Source organism: Galbibacter sp., assembly GCF_048266365.1.
Classification (GTDB): domain Bacteria; phylum Bacteroidota; class Bacteroidia; order Flavobacteriales; family Flavobacteriaceae; genus Galbibacter.
Genome location: NZ_JBLWZP010000005.1, coordinates 98,828 through 115,017, shown reverse-complemented (window position 1 = coordinate 115,017; position 16,190 = coordinate 98,828). Strand labels below are relative to the sequence as shown.

Below are 16,190 nucleotides of genomic sequence, written 5' to 3'. Positions count from 1 at the left end.
TTTATACCTTATCGACAAAGTAAAACTTCATCAGTAATAAATAAGGTGCTATTTCTAGCGTGCAAAGATACAAAATAAAATAAAATAAATATTTTTGAATCAATTTTTGATGATTTCTTAAAGTTAAAACGAAACCGATAACATTTAATAAACAAAAGCACAAAAGGATTGCGTATAACGCAATCTTACTGCTTAAATTACTGTAAATGAATAAACTAATCAGTGGAAGAAGTAATAATGAGGACAGATTTCTATAAGTTACTTTATGAAAATGAAAACTTTCTGTGAATTTATGGATGTCAAAAATAGTCGCAATCAATTTTTCTAAATAGTATTTAAAAAGTATAAATAGAATCAAGAATGGTGGTATGAGCAAGAAATTGACATCGTGCTGTGGGTGGAAATATGGAAGAGCAATCCAAAGGATCAAGGTAAATGTGATCAATTGGGGGATGAACAATAATAAATTAAAGGTGGAAGTAGTTTGACCAGGTTCTTTACTATATATTTTGAGGTATTTGTAGTTTACAAATAACATTGTAAAGGAATAGAATTTTTGTTCGTTCCTAAACTTTGCAATAGTTAAGCATACAAGCGCTGTAATCAGAAAGACTGTTTCTATAGAATGATTGTCAATATATCTGAGATGCTGTTCCAATTATTCGGCTATTTTTATCATTTCTCCTTGGAATCCAGGATGGAGACCATACTCTAGGATACCAGCTCTAAAATACGAACTCTCAGGTAATTGTACGGTATCTGGTATTTTGAAGTGTAGTTCCATGGTTTGTAATGGGCTTAGATTGGAGTTTTTAGGAACAGTTGTTAGCAAAGGGAATGTCTTAATAACGGCCTTGTAGCTATCCATACTAACACCTTCAAATACAAGTTTACTGACATCAACACTGTCTTCATAGGGGTTTAGTAACACAGCCTTAAATTCATTTGGAATTTGCGCATTAAACAGATCTTTGTCGATGTCTAACTGCATCTTGCGGTAACTCGTAAAGGTGTCTATGATATGTCCACGCATATAATGATTTCTAAAAGGTCTCACCAGTCTAATCACAGAATCTAATTTATAAGGTTTACTTCCACTGATATACGCTACTTTTTTATTGCGAACCTCAAATTCAGAGCTATCAATATCATATTGATTTTGGCGGGCGATAATGTCGTTTGAAGAAAATACTGTGCTACCAGAATAAAAGGCATACATGGAAGCGTCTCTATAGGAATTGTGAAAGACCACTGGTAAATCTCCCACATGGCTTTTTAATTCTGCAACCCATTCTTTATTTCCAAAGGCCTCGTATTTTATGGGAGAAATGGAAGGAAATATCAGGGCAAATCGCAAGAAGGTTATAATGACAATGGAAGCCAAGCTGATGCCCATTAACCATTTTCTAAACTTAGCATGTACATAGGCATAGCGCAGTGAGAAAACTATTAAAGGGATGGCTGTCAACACGACCCATTGTGCTTGAGTTTTTCTATCAAAACTTGAGATTAAGAAAAACAATAGTGTGCCGTAACAGATAAATTTTAATGCTTTGTCGAACTTGTCTTTAGACGATAACGCATAAAGTGCCCAGTACATCAAGGGGAAACAAAGTCCGGCCACCGCGACGACATTAAGCGGGTAGTTTAGAGTGTTTTTGAGACGCCATGGGCTATTCGCTCTGTCAAATAAATGGTATCTAATGGGTTTAAAATCCATTTCATACAACCAATTTAAATGAGGTAGAAACAAGAGTAAGCCTATAAGTATTGCTAGCCAAAACTTGCCATTTTTCAGTAGGGCTAAGTTGGATAGCACTGCGAATCCCACAATTAAAACCCCATTGTATTTGGCATACATGACAAGTGCCATGCCTATTCCCGTGACCACAATGCTTAGCGCATCTTCCTTTAATAAAAATCGTTTGTAGCCCCACAGGAACACTAGTCCAAAGGTGACCAAAGAAGTATCTGGGACCATCATAAATCCATAAGCAGTCAATAAACCGACACTGCTCACAAAAGCGAGGAAGAGCCAGATGTAGCGATGTTTTTTCTCGCTGTCGATCAAAAGCCACAACAGCAACACATTGGCACAATATAATAAGGGAGCCATAAAGCGAACGCCTAACACACCATCAAAAAGGGAGATCCCAATTTTAACTAAGAAAGCTACCATTGGGGGGTGATCGAAATATCCCCAACTTAAATTTTGGGCAAAATACCAATAGTATGCCTCATCAAATATGATATCCGTGAACGCGCTTTGAACTAAATTCAAAATCAGTACAAGTATAAGAAAGCTAAACAGGATCTTGTGTGAACGTATTTTAGTTACCATAAATTAATGTCATTATTTTCGAGTCACTCGGCCAATTGCGCAATATTAAAAATAAAAGTACGCAAAATAATTAATTGCAAAAATCCTTAAAATCAATCTAAAAAACTAAAACTTACAGTAAATACTTTTTATTTAATGCTATTTTTGTGCAATTAAGAAAGATAGCATGCAATCAGATAGTATAGTTATAATCCCAACCTACAATGAAATAGAGAATGTAGGGCTAATTATTTCGGCAGTTTTTGAACTTAAAAAATCTTTTGATATTCTCGTCGTTGATGATAATTCACCAGATGGAACTGCTGAAAAGGTGCGTGAATTACAGGCTCAATACCCAAATCGTTTACATTTGGAGGTTAGAAGAGAAAAATCAGGACTAGGTACGGCCTATATTCACGGCTTTAGATGGGCATTAGATAGACCATATGAATTTATTTTTGAAATGGATGCTGATTTTTCACATAATCCTAGAGATTTGATTCGTTTGTACAATGCTGCTTTAAATCAAAATGCTGATCTTATTGTGGGCTCTCGTTACATCAATGGGGTGAATGTTGTAAACTGGCCTTTACGTCGTGTGTTACTCTCTTATGGAGCATCGGTCTACGTAAAGTTAATTACTGGAATGCGTGTTCAGGATCCTACAGCGGGCTTTGTGTGTTATAGCAGAAAAGTAATCGCCTCATTAAATCTCGATGCTGTTGAATTTGTGGGCTATGCCTTTCAAATTGAAATGAAATTTAAAGCGCATCTGAAAAACTTCAACATTGTGGAGGTTCCAATTATTTTTCAGGATCGTACACGAGGCAAGTCTAAGATGAACGGTAAAATTATTAATGAAGCCATATTTGGGGTGTTGAAGCTTAAGTGGCGTAGTTTGTGGAATAAGAAATATTTTTAATGATGAAAAGGACGCTTATAAAAAATGCCACTATTGTTAATGAGGGAGAACTTATTAAGGGCGATGTGTTGTTGGAAGGTGAACAAATTAGAAGCATTGGGAAAGACCTTTCTGATGCTACTGCTGAGGTTGTTGATGCCAAAGGGAAGTATTTAATTCCAGGGGTTATTGATGATCAGGTGCACTTTAGAGAACCAGGACTAACGCATAAAGGTACGATAGCGACCGAGAGTAGGGCAGGACTGGCTGGGGGAGTTACAAGCTATATCGAACAACCAAATACAAATCCACAAACCGTAAGTATTGCGGCATTGGAAGAAAAAATGACCATTGCTAATGCATCGTCTTTTTCCAATTACTCCTTTAATTTTGGCGGAACCAATGATAATTTGGAAGAGTTAAAGCGACTTGATAAAAAAGCCTGTGCAGGAGTGAAGTTGTTCCTTGGGTCATCGACCGGGAACATGTTAGTGGATGATCAACAAGTGCTGGAGAATATTTTTAGAAGTACGGAGATGGTGATTTCCGCACATTGTGAAGATGAGCAAATTATCAAAGATAATATGGCATTGTACAAGGAGCGTTATGGTGATGATATTCCCATGAGTTCACACCCACTGATTCGGAGTGCTGAAGCATGTTTTGTGTCTTCGTCCAAAGCTGTCGCCTTGGCTAAAAAAACCAATGCCAGATTGCATGTGTTTCATGTGTCTACAGCTAGAGAAACAGAGCTTTTTAGGAATGATATCCCATTAAAAGATAAACGCATAACTGCTGAGGTGTGTACCCATCATTTGTGGTTCTCCAATGAAGATTACAGCGATAAAGGTAGTCTTATTAAGTGGAATCCTGCGGTGAAAACTACTCAAGACAGAACTGCATTATGGGATGCGCTTAACGATGATCGAATTGACGTGTTAGCAACCGATCACGCGCCACATACCCTTGAAGAAAAAAATAATGTTTATACTTATGCACCTTCGGGTGGACCATTGGTTCAACATAGTTTACTTGCACTCATGGAAAAACAGAAAGAGGGAAAGATTTCCATTACACGTCTTATTGAAAAGATGTGTCATAATCCAGCAGTTCTATTTAATATTGAAAAGCGGGGTTTTATACGTGAAGGCTATTTTGCAGATTTAGTTTTAATAGATCCGGATTCAAGTTGGATAGTGAGTAAGGATAATATAGCATACAAATGTGGCTGGTCGCCTTTTGAAGGAATACAATTCAGTTCAAAAGTTACACATTGTTTTGTGAATGGACACCTCGCCTATGAAAATGGAAACTTTTCTACGGTTAGGAATGCAAAAAGACTTAGTTTTGAAAGGTAATGAACAATATTAAGATTTACATAGTAACATTGGGCTTGCTGAGCGTTATCGCTTGCGCTAGAAGTGTTGTGGAAAAACCAGATAATTTGATCCCCAAAGATGTTATGGTTGACATCTATTACGATATATCCATATTAAATAGCTTGAAATCCACTGGAGCTGATAAAATGGAGAGTATTGATTTAGAACCTAATGTATTTTTGTTTGAAAAGTATGGTATTGATAGTGCGCAATTGGCTAAGAGCAGTATCTATTATACGTCCAATGCAAATCTTCAGCTCCAGATGTTTACTGAGGTAGAGGAGCGACTACAGCGACTAAAGGACACCATTGATGCCAGAAGAACCAAAATGGAAGAGCTTAAAAGGAACAAAAATGCACCTGCAAAAAAGGCTCCCGCAACAAAACCGGCAAACAAAACATCTTAATCCTTTATCTACTTTAGGTTTATCGTTTTGCAAACTCGTTTGATGGTTGATGAAATATCCGTGAACTCAAAGTCTAATTGTTTGATTATTTTTTTACTGGAATATTGAGAACTACTCCATAAAGATTCTGCCGAATTTCTGCTGAGTAATCGGTTTTGACGAAACACAATAGAACGAATAGCATCTAAGCGCCACAGCATTTGAAGTTGCCATTTGCGCAGTTTTCGCGTTGGGGTGTTACTTCCCAATTCTTCAGCGATGAGAGTAAGTAATGTCTTGTATTTTAAGAGCTCCCCTACTAGGATGTAACGCTCATTGTAGATTGACGATTCCATTAGAATGTGAATAGCTCTGCCGACATCTTTGACATCGACGAATCCACTGCTTCCAGGAGGATAGTAAGAGATTCCTTGACCAACGTGCTTGAATATCGCGCTACTTGGAGAGTCCTCGAAACCTTCTCCTAGAACGATACCTGGATTGACAATAACCACTGGAACACCTTCTTGCGTAGCTCTCCAGACTTCCATTTCTGCACCGTATTTTGCAATGGCATATACATCATTTTCTGCTTCAGGATTCCAGTAGGAATTCTCATCGATTTCTTTATGAGTGGCATTATCGCCAAAAACAGCTATCGAACTTATATAGGCAAGCTTCTGTATCTTATAGGCAATACATATATTGACCAAATTAGCGGTGCCGTCAATATTGACCTTTCGAAGTTTCTTATACGCTTTGGGATCAAATGAGATTAGACCAGCGCAGTGGTACACTTTGGTGACTCCTTGGAATGCCTTTTCTAAAGAAGGGACATCTAAAAGGTCAGCTTTAACCCACTCGATTTTATCGAAGTTAGAGTTTCCGTGTGCTGCAAATAAAGCTTCGACGTTTACCAACTTGTCTTTTGATCTATATATTGCTCGTACAGGCTCCTTTTCTTTCGCCAGTAAGAGAAGTAAGTGCCCACCAATTAAACCAGTACCTCCGCTAATTAATATCATAGAACTAAATTACAATTATCTATTTAAATCGCTATCGAAGATGCGAAAATTAATATCCTTATACAAAACACTATGACAAAGCTTTTGTCGCTTTGGAACATATAGTATCTTTGCGGCTGCAAAAGTAGATTAAAATGAAAGTAAATCTTGTAGAAGAATTAACTTGGAGAGGGATGGTTCATGATATCATGCCTGGCACTGAAGAGCAACTAAATAAAGAAATGACCACGGCTTATATAGGATTTGATCCAACCTCAGATTCATTACACATAGGGAGCTTGGTGCCTATAATATTATTAGTCCATTTACAAAAGGCAGGACATCGCCCTATTGCCCTTGTTGGAGGTGCTACAGGGATGATTGGTGACCCTTCTGGGAAATCGGATGAACGTAATTTATTGGATGAAGAAACATTAGCTAAGAACGTAGCTGGAATCCGTGGCGTTTTGTCTAGATACTTAGATTTTGATTCAAAAGAAGATAATGCTCCTATTCTAGTGAACAACTATGATTGGATGAAGGATTTTAGCTTTATCGATTTTGCCAGAGATGTCGGTAAAAGAATTACGGTAAACTATATGATGGCGAAGGATTCTGTTAAAAAACGATTCAGCTCAGATTCCGGGGTTGGAATGTCATTCACAGAGTTCACCTATCAGTTAATTCAAGGGTATGATTTCTACCACTTGAATAAAGAATACGGTTGTCTGCTTCAGATGGGTGGCAGCGATCAATGGGGTAATATCACCACAGGGACAGAACTAGTTCGTAGAATGAATGTGACTCAAGGTGATGGAGAACCAGCAAAGGCTTATGCGATGACTTGTCCGTTAATTACCAAAGCTGATGGTAGTAAATTTGGAAAGTCTGAAGGTGGAAACGTTTGGTTAGATGCTGACAAGACCTCACCTTATAAGTTTTATCAATTTTGGTTGAACACTTCAGATGAGGATGCGGAGAAGTACATCAAGATATTTACATTCTTAGATAAGGCTGAAATTGATAGTTTGATTGGTGAGCACAAAGAAGCTCCACATATGAGACTGCTCCAAAAGAAATTAGCGGAGGAAGTTACTGTGTTTGTTCATAGCCTAGAAGATTATGAGAATGCGGTCAAGGCATCAACTATTTTATTTAGTGGTAGTGCTGAAGATTTAAAACAACTGGATGAGAAGACTTTTTTAGATGTTTTTGAAGGTGTGAGTCAGGCTGAGCTGAAGCGATCAGAGATTGTTGAAGGACTAGATATAGTCGCAGCATTGTCATCAGCCACTAACTTCCTAAAATCAAACGGGGAAGCAAAAAGAGCATTAAAAGAAAATTCTATCTCTATTAACAAGGATAAAGTCACAGAGAGCTATAGCATCACTGAAAAAGATCTTATCAACGATACCTTTGTTTTATTACAAAGAGGGAAAAAGAATTACTTCTTGATTAAAGCGATCTAAGAGTTAAGCATAAAACTCCTATAAGGCTATCATTTTGATAGCCTTTGTTTTTTTAGTGAAGTTCTCCTCATGGAATGAATTTACTGGTTTTAAGCCTCGATACCGACTAGGATACTTACGGCATTACCACCGAAACCAACCGCATTGATCATTACGTTTTGTATGCGCTTGGGTAATTTATCGTGTTTAATATAAGGTACTTTAATGAACTGTTGGTGTTTTAACATGAGCAGTGCAAGTTCTAAACTTAGTACGCCTGAAGCGCCGAAGGTGTGACCAATTTTCCATTTGTTAGTTGTCAGGGCTGGAACATGGTCTCCAAAGACTTTATTAATGGCTTTAAGTTCAGTCAGATCGCCTTTTATAGTTCCCGGAGCATGCATTACAATAACATCCACACTTGACTTGTCTAGGTCATTTAACGCCATTTTCATCGAATCTTGGAAGCAGTCTGCCTCCTCCGAGATAGAAATATTGTGTTTAAGTATTTCAGTAGCATAACCGACCCCCTTGATAAAAGCTAAAGGCGTCACTTTTGGGTTTTCTTCCAAACAAACTACCGCCGCACCTTCTCCCAACACCATGGTATTTCTTTTTTTAGTCAGATCCAGTGCTTTACAAGGATAGGTGTCATTGGTTTCTGCATAGATTTTTAACGCCTTAATCTGTGCAATTGTAAATGGCGTCAATGCTGCTTCACTACCACCAACCATAAATTTATCACTCATCCCGCTTTTTATCCATGCAACACCGTTTACTAATGCATGTAAGGCTGTTGAGCAGGTAATTGAATGGGATATCTCTGGGCCCTTCGTCTGTAGATCGTGAGCGATCCAGGAAGAGATATTACCTAAGGTTGTTGTTGGTGAGGCTAGGGTTGAGGAGCTTCCTTGATTGAGGAACTCATCGTAATATTTTTCAAATAGGGCAGTGGCACCTCGGGATGAACCGATGTTCACTCCAAAGAAATCCCCTTTATTCCATCCGCTCGCTTTTAAGGCATCACGTGCCACTAGCATAGCGTACAATACTGAATTGTCAAGAGGCTTGTATTTTAGGTCTTCTTCCCTAAGCGTTTGTATTTTATTGAGTTCTCGATCACTCAGCGCGCCCGTTATTGCTTGATAGTTGCCATAGTCGGCCATGGATAAAAAATGTGCATCAGAATTGTAATTCTTCCAGATGGTCTCGGGGTCATTCCCTAGGGCTGAGAGTGAAGATAGTGCGCTAATGGCTATTTTAGTATTCATCGATAAAGTTCGTTTACAAATGACAAAAGTAGAATTTTGAAACGCAACTGTGATTCAAAAAGATGTTTAAAACAAAAAACCTCATCATTGCTGTAGAGGTTTTTTGTCTTTATTGATTTGTCAAGGATTGTGATTAGATTTCGGTTACCCTTAATGTATTAACCATTCCTTTTTGTTGTATTGGCATTGCTGCAAGGCTTATCATCATATCTCCTTTGTCTAAGAATCCTTTTTCACAAGCCATTTCAGTAACATCATCAATGGTTTGATCGGTACTTACAAAGCGATCGTAATGAAATGTTTTAACACCCCAGAGAAGACTTAACTGTGTCATTATTCTATCATTGGAGGTGAAAACTAAGATATGTGCCTTTGGACGCCATGCAGAAATTTGAAATGCTGTATACCCACTATTGGTTAGTGTTGTAATTACCTTCGCATTGATTTCATTGGCCATGGTCGCTGCGTGAAAACAAACAGATTTTGTAATATATCTTTTGGTTTTGATATGAGGCGGTTCTTGTGGAACTTTAATGAGATGCGAGTGCTCTACACTGTTGATAATGCTCGTCATCTTCTCAATAACTTGTACCGGATAAGCGCCTACAGAAGTTTCACCAGAAAGCATTACTGCATCAGCACCATCCATAACAGAGTTTGCCACGTCATTGACTTCAGCTCTAGTCGGAGTCAAACTCGAGATCATTGTCTCCATCATCTGGGTAGCAATAATAACAGGAATTCTTGCTTTTTTAGCTCTAAGTACTAATTGCTTTTGTACAAGTGGAACCTCTTGTGCTGGAATTTCAACTCCCAAATCACCACGAGCTACCATAAGCCCGTCACAGTGTGCAACGATCTTGTCGATATTTTCTACCGCCTCTGGTTTCTCAATTTTGGCAACGATTGGAATTTTGTATTTTGAATGTTCGGCAATTAGATTTTGAAGATCCATCAAATCTTCGCTGTGGCGAACAAATGATAGTGCCATCCAATCCACTTCTTGCTCAATCGCAAAAATTGCATCAGCAATATCTTTTTTAGTTAGTGCAGGCAAAGAGATATTTGTGTTAGGAAGGTTAACACCTTTTTTAGATTTCAAAGGTCCTCCTTGAAGTACTTTCGCCTTAACTTCTGTTTTTTTATTTGTAGAAACGACCTCAAAGATCAGCTTTCCATCATCTAGTAAAATACGCTCACCTGGATTTACATCTCTTGGAAACTCTTTGTAGTTCATGTAGACTTTTTCAAGATCTCCCTCAAAAGGTTCTCCGGTGACAAAGGTAATCTCGTCTCCATTGCTAACAATAACATCTTCCTTCATAACCCCTACACGAAGTTTAGGTCCTTGTAAGTCAGCCAGAATTGCAGTGTTGTAATTGAATTCTTTGTTGAGTGATCGGATCATTTGAATCCGCTCCTTTACATCATCATAGTCAGCGTGTGAAAAATTTATTCTAAATACATTCACGCCCGCTTCAATCATCTGTTTTATGACCTCTTTGGTACTTGTTGCTGGTCCGAGCGTTGCAACAATCTTTGTCTTTTTCCTGTTAGGCATTCGTAAGAAAAATTAAATTATTTTTTGATTTTAATTCTTGTACATCAATCGTATAGGTAGTTATAATACCTGTTATTTTTTTCAACTCACGCACTACTTCCTCTGTGGCATTATACCCACCTTGCTGGTCATCTATTTTTAACAAATAATCAGCTCGACTATATTCTGGTACTACATACTCAGTACGCATGGCCTCATTATTTTCGAACAGTCCAGAACTTGATATTTCTGTTTCCACCATGGTTTTGTTTTTTAACAATCCCCAGAAAACTTGATTAATTTCATCAAACCATTCAAAAGCAGTTACGCTTGAATTATAGGATACCACGTCCTGGCTATCCATTCTCTTTAGTCTTAAATTGAAAACTGAATTCATTAAATAAGCTACCCTGTAATCCTCTAAAGACGCGTGTATAGCGATCAAGGTGTAAGCGTGTTCAAAATCTTCATCTAATAGTTTATAGACTGCCATATCATATGTACACAGGAATGTAAATATATGATTATAACTATGACTTAGCAACTTTTAGATGACTGATTCTATTGATTTTAATACGAAAACGATGTAGTATACATTATAGTAGTTCATCAATTTTATCTTGCAATGCATAATAGGCTCTTTTCGAGGCGGATTCCTCTGCTTTTTTCTTTGAAGTTGCTCGAGCTTTAGCTACCAATTTTTTATTGATGTACAATTTTACTGCAAAATGTTTTAAATCATCATTTCCATCATCCTCATAGGTGTCAAATAAAAATTCCTTTTTTTCTTTTTGACACCACTCAATTATTAAACTTTTATAACTGATAATCTTACCCTCTAGGTTCTCGATATCTACATAAGGTTTTATGAGTCTTTGGCGTATGAATTGTTCGCACGAATAATATCCTTTGTCTAAAAATATGGCGCCGATTAAGGCTTCGAAAACATTACCGTGAATATTGTCTCCAAAATGTTCATTTGGGATTCTACTGTTGACAAATTTGATCAACTCCAAGTCCCTTCCGAGTTCATTTAAGTGCTCCCTACTGACAATTTTAGATCTCATTTTAGTGAGATAACCTTCGTCACCTGTTGGAACCTGTTCATATAAGTAATGAGAAATAATAGAGCCTAGAACTGTGTCACCTAAAAATTCTAGTCGTTCATAATTTAAAGGCAATCCTTTTGGATCCTTTAAATTTACTGAGCGATGTGTGAAAGCCTTACGATAAAGCTCTAAATTTTTAGGTTTAAATCCCAGTATCTGCCAGATTTCTAAAAAAAAATCCCCGTCTTCTTTAGAGCGGGAATTTAATATTTTTCGAATGAACTTCATTCACTTAGTTTAAATCTAATCTAGCTTTTTAAACACCACACAGGCATTGTGACCTCCAAACCCGAATGTATTACTCATAGCCACGTTAACTGTTCTCTTTTGAGCCTTGTTTAAGGTCAAGTTAAGTGCTGGATCAATGTTCTCATCAACTGTTGAATGGTTGATGGTTGGTGGGACAATTCCATTTTCCATAGCAAGTATAGAAGCGATGGCTTCTACTGCACCTGCCGCACCTAAAAGGTGACCGGTCATGGATTTGGTAGAGTTGATGTTTATGTCTTTGGCGCAATCGCCAAATACTTTACCAATAGCTTTTAGTTCTGCAACATCTCCTAGGGGTGTTGAAGTACCATGTGTGTTAATCGCGTCCACATCCTCTGGTTTCAGTCCAGCATTGCGCAAACAATTTTGCATCACTGCTACAACTCCAATTCCTTCTGGGTGTGGAGCCGTCATATGATAAGCATCTGAAGACAATCCGCCTCCAATTACTTCTGCATATATCTTAGCGCCTCGGGCAACTGCATGTTCATACTCCTCTAATACCAAAGCTCCTGAGCCTTCACCTAAAACAAAACCATCTCTATTGGCATCAAATGGCCTAGAGGCTGTTTTTGGATCATCATTTCGGGTGCTCATAGCATGCATGGCATTGAAACCTCCCATTCCCGCTTCGGTGACTGCTGCCTCCGATCCACCTGTGATAATTATATCAGCATTACCTAATCGAATGTTGTTTAAAGCATCGATTATTGCATTGGCTGAAGAAGCACAAGCAGAAACTGTGGTATAGTTTGGTCCCATAAAACCATGTTTTATGGAAATAAGACCTGGTGCTATGTCCGCGATCATCTTTGGAATAAAAAAAGGATTGAATCTAGGACTTCCATCACCAAGGGCGAAGTTTGTTACTTCCTCTTGGAAGGTTTTCAATCCCCCGATTCCAGCTCCCCAAATTACTCCTACTCTTAATTTATTAACCTTTTCGACATCTAGACCTGAATCTTTAAGAGCCTCGTCTGCTGTTACCATTGCATATTGTGCAAATGGATCCATTCGACGTGCCTCTTTTCGATCAATAAAGTCTGTTGGATCGAAATTCTTCACTTCACAGGCGAATTGAGTTTTAAATTTAGAGGGATCAAAATGGGTGATCATAGCAGCTCCACTCGCACCATTTACTAGGCCATTCCAGTATTCTTCTACGGTATTTCCTATGGGCGTAAGTGCTCCCAGTCCTGTAACTACAACTCGCTTTAATTTCATCATGAATATCTTTTATTCTGACAACTAATAAACTACCAAAAAAATTTATTCACGCCTTTCGAGCATGAATAAATTCTTGGTCTATCTTTCTTAAAAACGTTTATTTTGCTTCTTCAATGTACTTAACTGCTTGACCAACAGTAGCAATGTTTTCAGCTTGATCATCTGGAATTTGGATATCAAATTCTTTTTCGAATTCCATTATCAATTCCACAGTGTCTAATGAGTCCGCGCCTAGATCGTTAGTGAAGCTTGCTTCTGGAACTACCTCGTTTTCATCTACACCTAATTTGTCTACGATAATCGCTTTTACTCTTGATGCAATGTCTGACATAATTTTTTTATTTTAAAATTTAATTGATGGCAAAAATATAAAACTTTGCTTTAAAAAAACGTTTTGCAGCTAAAATGTGCTTTTAAAGTTAATAATTTTTCGTTCAACTATTTAATTTTTGGCTTCACTTTCTTAAATATTATTCTTTTTTTTGCCTATAAATTAAATCTTTACAACCTATGAAAAGCATTATTATAATGGCTTCTGGTTCGGGTTCGAACGCCGAAAATATCGTTCGACATTTTGAAAGTAATAAAAATATTCAGGTCAAGGCAATTTTTTCTAATAAAAAGGATGCAATGGTGCTAGATAGAGCTTCAAAATTGGGAATTTCTGCTTATTATTTTAACAAAAAGGCACTTTTAGGAGGACAAATCGTCGAGCTTTTCAAGGCTTTGGATCCAGATTTAATAGTTTTAGCTGGTTTTTTATGGAAGGTTCCTACCGATTTGGTAGATGCTTTTGAAAATAAAATTATAAATATTCACCCTGCCTTGTTGCCAAAGTATGGAGGAAAAGGTATGTTTGGGATGAATGTCCATAGGGCGGTTAAAGAAAATAACGAGGCGGAATCAGGAATTAGTATTCATTTTGTCAATGAAAACTATGATAAAGGTAACATGATATTTCAAGCAAAAACAGCTGTTTTGGATAGCGATAGTGCAGAACAAATAGCTGAAAAAGTGCACGCTCTGGAATACGAGCACTTCCCTAAAGTCATTGAAAAATTATTGAATGGAAAAATTTGACGTTTATATATATACCGATGGATCCTCCAGAGGTAATCCAGGTCCAGGAGGTTATGGCATTGTAATGGAATGGGTTGGAAAACCGTATAAAAAGGAGTTTTCTCAAGGATTTCAAAAAACAACCAATAACCGTATGGAGCTGATGGCTGCAATTGAAGGTTTACGCAAGCTTAAAAAAGAGGGTCTGAAGGTTAAGATTTTTTCAGATTCAAAATATGTAGTGGATGCCGTTGAAAAGCGATGGGTGTTTAATTGGGAGAAGACTGGTTTTAAGGATAAGAAAAACCCCGATTTGTGGAAGTTGTTTTTGGAGCAGTACAGAAAACACCAGGTTGTGCTACAATGGGTGAAGGGTCATAATAATCATCCTCAAAATGAGCGCTGTGATTTTTTAGCTGTGGAATCATCTAAACTAAAAAATTTACCTATAGATCGCGGATTTGAATTTTCCAAGAATTAATAAAGAACCAAGTTGTTCTCGTCATATTAAGATGTTCCTTATAAATCGAAACGATTAAGCATAGGATCTGCCATACCAAACTCAAATCTAGGATATTAATTTGTATAATTGATAAGACTTTCGTAAATCTGCACCCTAGTAATTAGCGTATTGGACTGTATGGACATCGTTTGGAATGCCTGTTTTTCAGGAGTGAATGATAGAGCAGCTCCTAGAGGCTTGTAGGATACTACATTATGAGAATATGGTTGCTGTTGATTTTGAATATCCCCCTTTTTGCTATGTATTCACAACAATGGGAGCTAAAAAAGGATGATGGAGATATTCAAGTGTATACCCGTAAATTGGATTCTACCAGAATCAATGAATACAAAGCTGTGTTAATAGCTGAGACTACCGTTGATGAGGCTATATCGGTACTCACAAATGGAGATAGCCTAAATAACTGGACGTATAAAACCCCCGAGAGTAAACAATTAGAAAAAATCTCCGACAACGAGTTTATTGTTTGGATGCGAAACGATTTTCCTTGGCCATTGAACGATCGCGACAATGTCTCAAGGATTAAACTTAAAAAGCTAAGCAATAAGTCTTATCAGATCGATATTAGTGTGGAGGATAGTTTGGTTCATAAGGTTGAAAAAAATGTGATTCGGATGGATTTATTCAAAGGATATTGGCGGGTTCAGGAATTAGATGAGGATTCAGTCTTAATCATTCAACAAATGTATGGCGACCCAAATGGTGTTTTACCAGCATGGATTGTGAACAGTATTTTGGTGACTTTTCCATACCATTCTTTTGAAAATCTCAAAGAAATACTGGAAAACTAAATGTATATTTGCAAAAAATTTTGAATGGGAAGATTGTTAATTGTAGGAAGTGTAGCCTTTGATGCTATTGAAACTCCTTTTGGTAAAACAGATAAGATCCTAGGCGGCGCTGCTCCTTTTATAGCCCTTGCAGCCTCGAAGTTCAACGTTGAAAGCGCCATAGTCTCTGTTGTAGGGGAGGATTTCCCGCAGGAGTACTTGGACCTACTAAGTGACAATGGAGTAGATATTAGTGCTATTACTATCGTTCAAGGCGGTAAAACCTTCTTTTGGAAAGGGAAATATCACAACGATCTAAATTCTAGAGACACCCTTGAAACCCAATTAAACGTATTAGCTGATTTTAATCCTGTTGTTCCTGAAGATTATAAGAATGCGGAAGTATTAATGTTAGGAAATTTAAATCCTTCCGTCCAATTAAGTGTTATTTCACAGATGAAGCAAAGGCCAAAATTAATCGTTTTGGATACGATGAACTTTTGGATGGATAATACTTTAGATGAGTTGTTAGAGGTAATTGCTAAGGTGGATGTGATTACGATTAACGACGAAGAGGCAAGACAACTTTCTGGTGAGTATTCATTGGTGAAAGCAGCAGCTAAAATACATGCGATGGGTCCACAATATATCGTGATAAAGAAAGGTGAGCACGGTGCTTTGTTATTTCAAAATGAAGAAGTATTCTTTGCTCCAGCCTTGCCTCTAAAAGAGGTCTTTGATCCGACAGGAGCAGGAGACACCTTTGCAGGTGGATTCACAGGATATTTAACACAAACTCAAGACTACAGTTTTAAGAACATGAAAAATGCCGTAATTCAAGGATCGAACCTGGCATCGTTTTGTGTTGAAAAATTTGGAACTGAAAGGCTTCAGAATTTGGAGACTATGAGCATCTATAGAAGATTGGAACAATTTAAGAAACTAACACAGTTCGACATAGAACTTTCAAAATAAAACAAATG

At 37.5% G+C, this 16,190-nt stretch carries 17 protein-coding genes; 8 read left to right on the top strand and 9 right to left on the bottom strand.

Annotated features, from left to right (window positions below; all coding sequences use genetic code 11):
* Position 1 precedes the first annotated feature (1 nt).
* A complete protein-coding gene (locus ACN0TV_RS09525) occupies positions 2–658 on the bottom strand; it encodes a DUF4271 domain-containing protein (protein WP_417362426.1) in 657 nt (218 codons plus the stop codon).
* Entirely contained in the window at positions 659–2,281 is a 1,623-nt protein-coding gene (locus tag ACN0TV_RS09520) for a glycosyltransferase family 39 protein (protein WP_417362424.1), read from the bottom strand.
* Between the two features lie 226 nt (positions 2,282–2,507).
* Here ACN0TV_RS09520 and ACN0TV_RS09515 point away from each other — a divergent pair, with 226 nt between their 5' ends.
* Genes ACN0TV_RS09515 through ACN0TV_RS09505 form a run of 3 tightly spaced genes read left to right on the top strand, consistent with a single transcriptional unit; the run spans position 2,508 to position 5,007 of the window.
* Entirely contained in the window at positions 2,508–3,242 is a 735-nt protein-coding gene (locus tag ACN0TV_RS09515; RefSeq protein ID WP_417362422.1) for a polyprenol monophosphomannose synthase, read from the top strand.
* Positions 3,243–3,244: 2 nt separating this feature from the next.
* Entirely contained in the window at positions 3,245–4,579 is a 1,335-nt protein-coding gene (locus ACN0TV_RS09510; protein ID WP_417362692.1) for a dihydroorotase, read from the top strand.
* Positions 4,579–5,007 (top strand): DUF4296 domain-containing protein, encoded by a 429-nt coding sequence (locus ACN0TV_RS09505; protein WP_417362420.1) that lies wholly within the window; start codon positions 4,579–4,581, stop codon positions 5,005–5,007. The genes ACN0TV_RS09510 and ACN0TV_RS09505 overlap by 1 nt, the downstream gene beginning before the upstream one ends.
* A gap of 8 nt (positions 5,008–5,015) precedes the next feature.
* Here the strand turns inward: ACN0TV_RS09505 and ACN0TV_RS09500 are convergent, their stop codons facing one another.
* Positions 5,016–6,011, bottom strand: a complete 996-nt coding sequence (locus tag ACN0TV_RS09500; RefSeq protein ID WP_417362418.1) for an NAD-dependent epimerase/dehydratase family protein — start codon at positions 6,009–6,011, stop codon at positions 5,016–5,018.
* 134 nt (positions 6,012–6,145) lie between these two features.
* Between ACN0TV_RS09500 and tyrS the strand changes: the two genes are divergently transcribed.
* Positions 6,146–7,459: a tyrosine--tRNA ligase gene (gene tyrS / locus ACN0TV_RS09495; protein WP_417362416.1), complete on the top strand. Its 1,314-nt coding sequence runs from the start codon at positions 6,146–6,148 to the stop codon at positions 7,457–7,459.
* Between the two features lie 89 nt (positions 7,460–7,548).
* On the opposite strand, the gene ACN0TV_RS09490 is transcribed toward tyrS, so the two are convergent.
* The 6 genes from ACN0TV_RS09490 to ACN0TV_RS09465 form a co-directional block, all read right to left on the bottom strand.
* The gene (locus ACN0TV_RS09490; protein ID WP_417362414.1) at positions 7,549–8,709 is read right to left on the bottom strand and encodes a beta-ketoacyl synthase N-terminal-like domain-containing protein; all 1,161 of its coding nucleotides are present in this window, start codon (positions 8,707–8,709) and stop codon (positions 7,549–7,551) included.
* 133 nt (positions 8,710–8,842) lie between these two features.
* Positions 8,843–10,270 (bottom strand): pyruvate kinase, encoded by a 1,428-nt coding sequence (pyk, locus tag ACN0TV_RS09485; RefSeq protein WP_417362412.1) that lies wholly within the window; start codon positions 10,268–10,270, stop codon positions 8,843–8,845.
* A complete protein-coding gene (locus ACN0TV_RS09480) occupies positions 10,263–10,742 on the bottom strand; it encodes an IPExxxVDY family protein (RefSeq protein ID WP_417362410.1) in 480 nt (159 codons plus the stop codon). Before ACN0TV_RS09480 ends, pyk begins: the two co-directional genes overlap by 8 nt.
* A 103-nt stretch (positions 10,743–10,845) precedes the next feature.
* Complete coding sequence (gene rnc / locus ACN0TV_RS09475; protein ID WP_417362408.1) at positions 10,846–11,586, bottom strand: ribonuclease III; 741 nt, start codon at positions 11,584–11,586, stop codon at positions 10,846–10,848.
* A 15-nt stretch (positions 11,587–11,601) separates the two neighbouring features.
* The gene (gene fabF / locus ACN0TV_RS09470; protein WP_417362690.1) at positions 11,602–12,852 is read right to left on the bottom strand and encodes a beta-ketoacyl-ACP synthase II; all 1,251 of its coding nucleotides are present in this window, start codon (positions 12,850–12,852) and stop codon (positions 11,602–11,604) included.
* Positions 12,853–12,952: 100 nt separating this feature from the next.
* Positions 12,953–13,186 (bottom strand): acyl carrier protein, encoded by a 234-nt coding sequence (locus tag ACN0TV_RS09465; RefSeq protein ID WP_008989958.1) that lies wholly within the window; start codon positions 13,184–13,186, stop codon positions 12,953–12,955.
* A 179-nt stretch (positions 13,187–13,365) separates the two neighbouring features.
* Here ACN0TV_RS09465 and purN point away from each other — a divergent pair, with 179 nt between their 5' ends.
* From purN to ACN0TV_RS09445, 4 genes are all read left to right on the top strand, one after another.
* Positions 13,366–13,935: a phosphoribosylglycinamide formyltransferase gene (purN, locus tag ACN0TV_RS09460; RefSeq protein WP_417362406.1), complete on the top strand. Its 570-nt coding sequence runs from the start codon at positions 13,366–13,368 to the stop codon at positions 13,933–13,935.
* Positions 13,922–14,395: a ribonuclease HI gene (rnhA, locus tag ACN0TV_RS09455; protein WP_417362404.1), complete on the top strand. Its 474-nt coding sequence runs from the start codon at positions 13,922–13,924 to the stop codon at positions 14,393–14,395. The genes purN and rnhA overlap by 14 nt, the downstream gene beginning before the upstream one ends.
* Positions 14,396–14,676: 281 nt before the next feature.
* On the top strand, positions 14,677–15,228 hold the full coding sequence (locus ACN0TV_RS09450; protein ID WP_417362402.1) for an START domain-containing protein: 552 nt from the start codon (positions 14,677–14,679) through the stop codon (positions 15,226–15,228).
* Positions 15,229–15,252: 24 nt separating this feature from the next.
* Positions 15,253–16,182, top strand: a complete 930-nt coding sequence (locus tag ACN0TV_RS09445) for a PfkB family carbohydrate kinase (protein WP_417362400.1) — start codon at positions 15,253–15,255, stop codon at positions 16,180–16,182.
* Positions 16,183–16,190: the final 8 nt, after the last annotated feature.

Bases quoted from the DNA above. Each gene is read 5' to 3' on its own strand.
- ACN0TV_RS09515 (WP_417362422.1), top strand. From the start codon at position 2,508: ATGCAATCAGATAGTATAGTTATAATCCCAACCTACAATGAAATAGAG.
- ACN0TV_RS09510 (WP_417362692.1), top strand. From the start codon at position 3,245: ATGAAAAGGACGCTTATAAAAAATGCCACTATTGTTAATGAGGGAGAA.
- ACN0TV_RS09505 (WP_417362420.1), top strand. From the start codon at position 4,579: ATGAACAATATTAAGATTTACATAGTAACATTGGGCTTGCTGAGCGTT.
- ACN0TV_RS09500 (WP_417362418.1), bottom strand. From the start codon at position 6,011: ATGATATTAATTAGCGGAGGTACTGGTTTAATTGGTGGGCACTTACTT.
- tyrS (WP_417362416.1), top strand. From the start codon at position 6,146: ATGAAAGTAAATCTTGTAGAAGAATTAACTTGGAGAGGGATGGTTCAT.
- ACN0TV_RS09490 (WP_417362414.1), bottom strand. From the start codon at position 8,709: ATGAATACTAAAATAGCCATTAGCGCACTATCTTCACTCTCAGCCCTA.
- pyk (WP_417362412.1), bottom strand. From the start codon at position 10,270: ATGCCTAACAGGAAAAAGACAAAGATTGTTGCAACGCTCGGACCAGCA.
- ACN0TV_RS09480 (WP_417362410.1), bottom strand. From the start codon at position 10,742: ATGGCAGTCTATAAACTATTAGATGAAGATTTTGAACACGCTTACACC.
- rnc (WP_417362408.1), bottom strand. From the start codon at position 11,586: ATGAAGTTCATTCGAAAAATATTAAATTCCCGCTCTAAAGAAGACGGG.
- fabF (WP_417362690.1), bottom strand. From the start codon at position 12,852: ATGAAATTAAAGCGAGTTGTAGTTACAGGACTGGGAGCACTTACGCCC.
- ACN0TV_RS09465 (WP_008989958.1), bottom strand. From the start codon at position 13,186: ATGTCAGACATTGCATCAAGAGTAAAAGCGATTATCGTAGACAAATTA.
- purN (WP_417362406.1), top strand. From the start codon at position 13,366: ATGAAAAGCATTATTATAATGGCTTCTGGTTCGGGTTCGAACGCCGAA.
- rnhA (WP_417362404.1), top strand. From the start codon at position 13,922: ATGGAAAAATTTGACGTTTATATATATACCGATGGATCCTCCAGAGGT.
- ACN0TV_RS09450 (WP_417362402.1), top strand. From the start codon at position 14,677: ATGTATTCACAACAATGGGAGCTAAAAAAGGATGATGGAGATATTCAA.
- ACN0TV_RS09445 (WP_417362400.1), top strand. From the start codon at position 15,253: ATGGGAAGATTGTTAATTGTAGGAAGTGTAGCCTTTGATGCTATTGAA.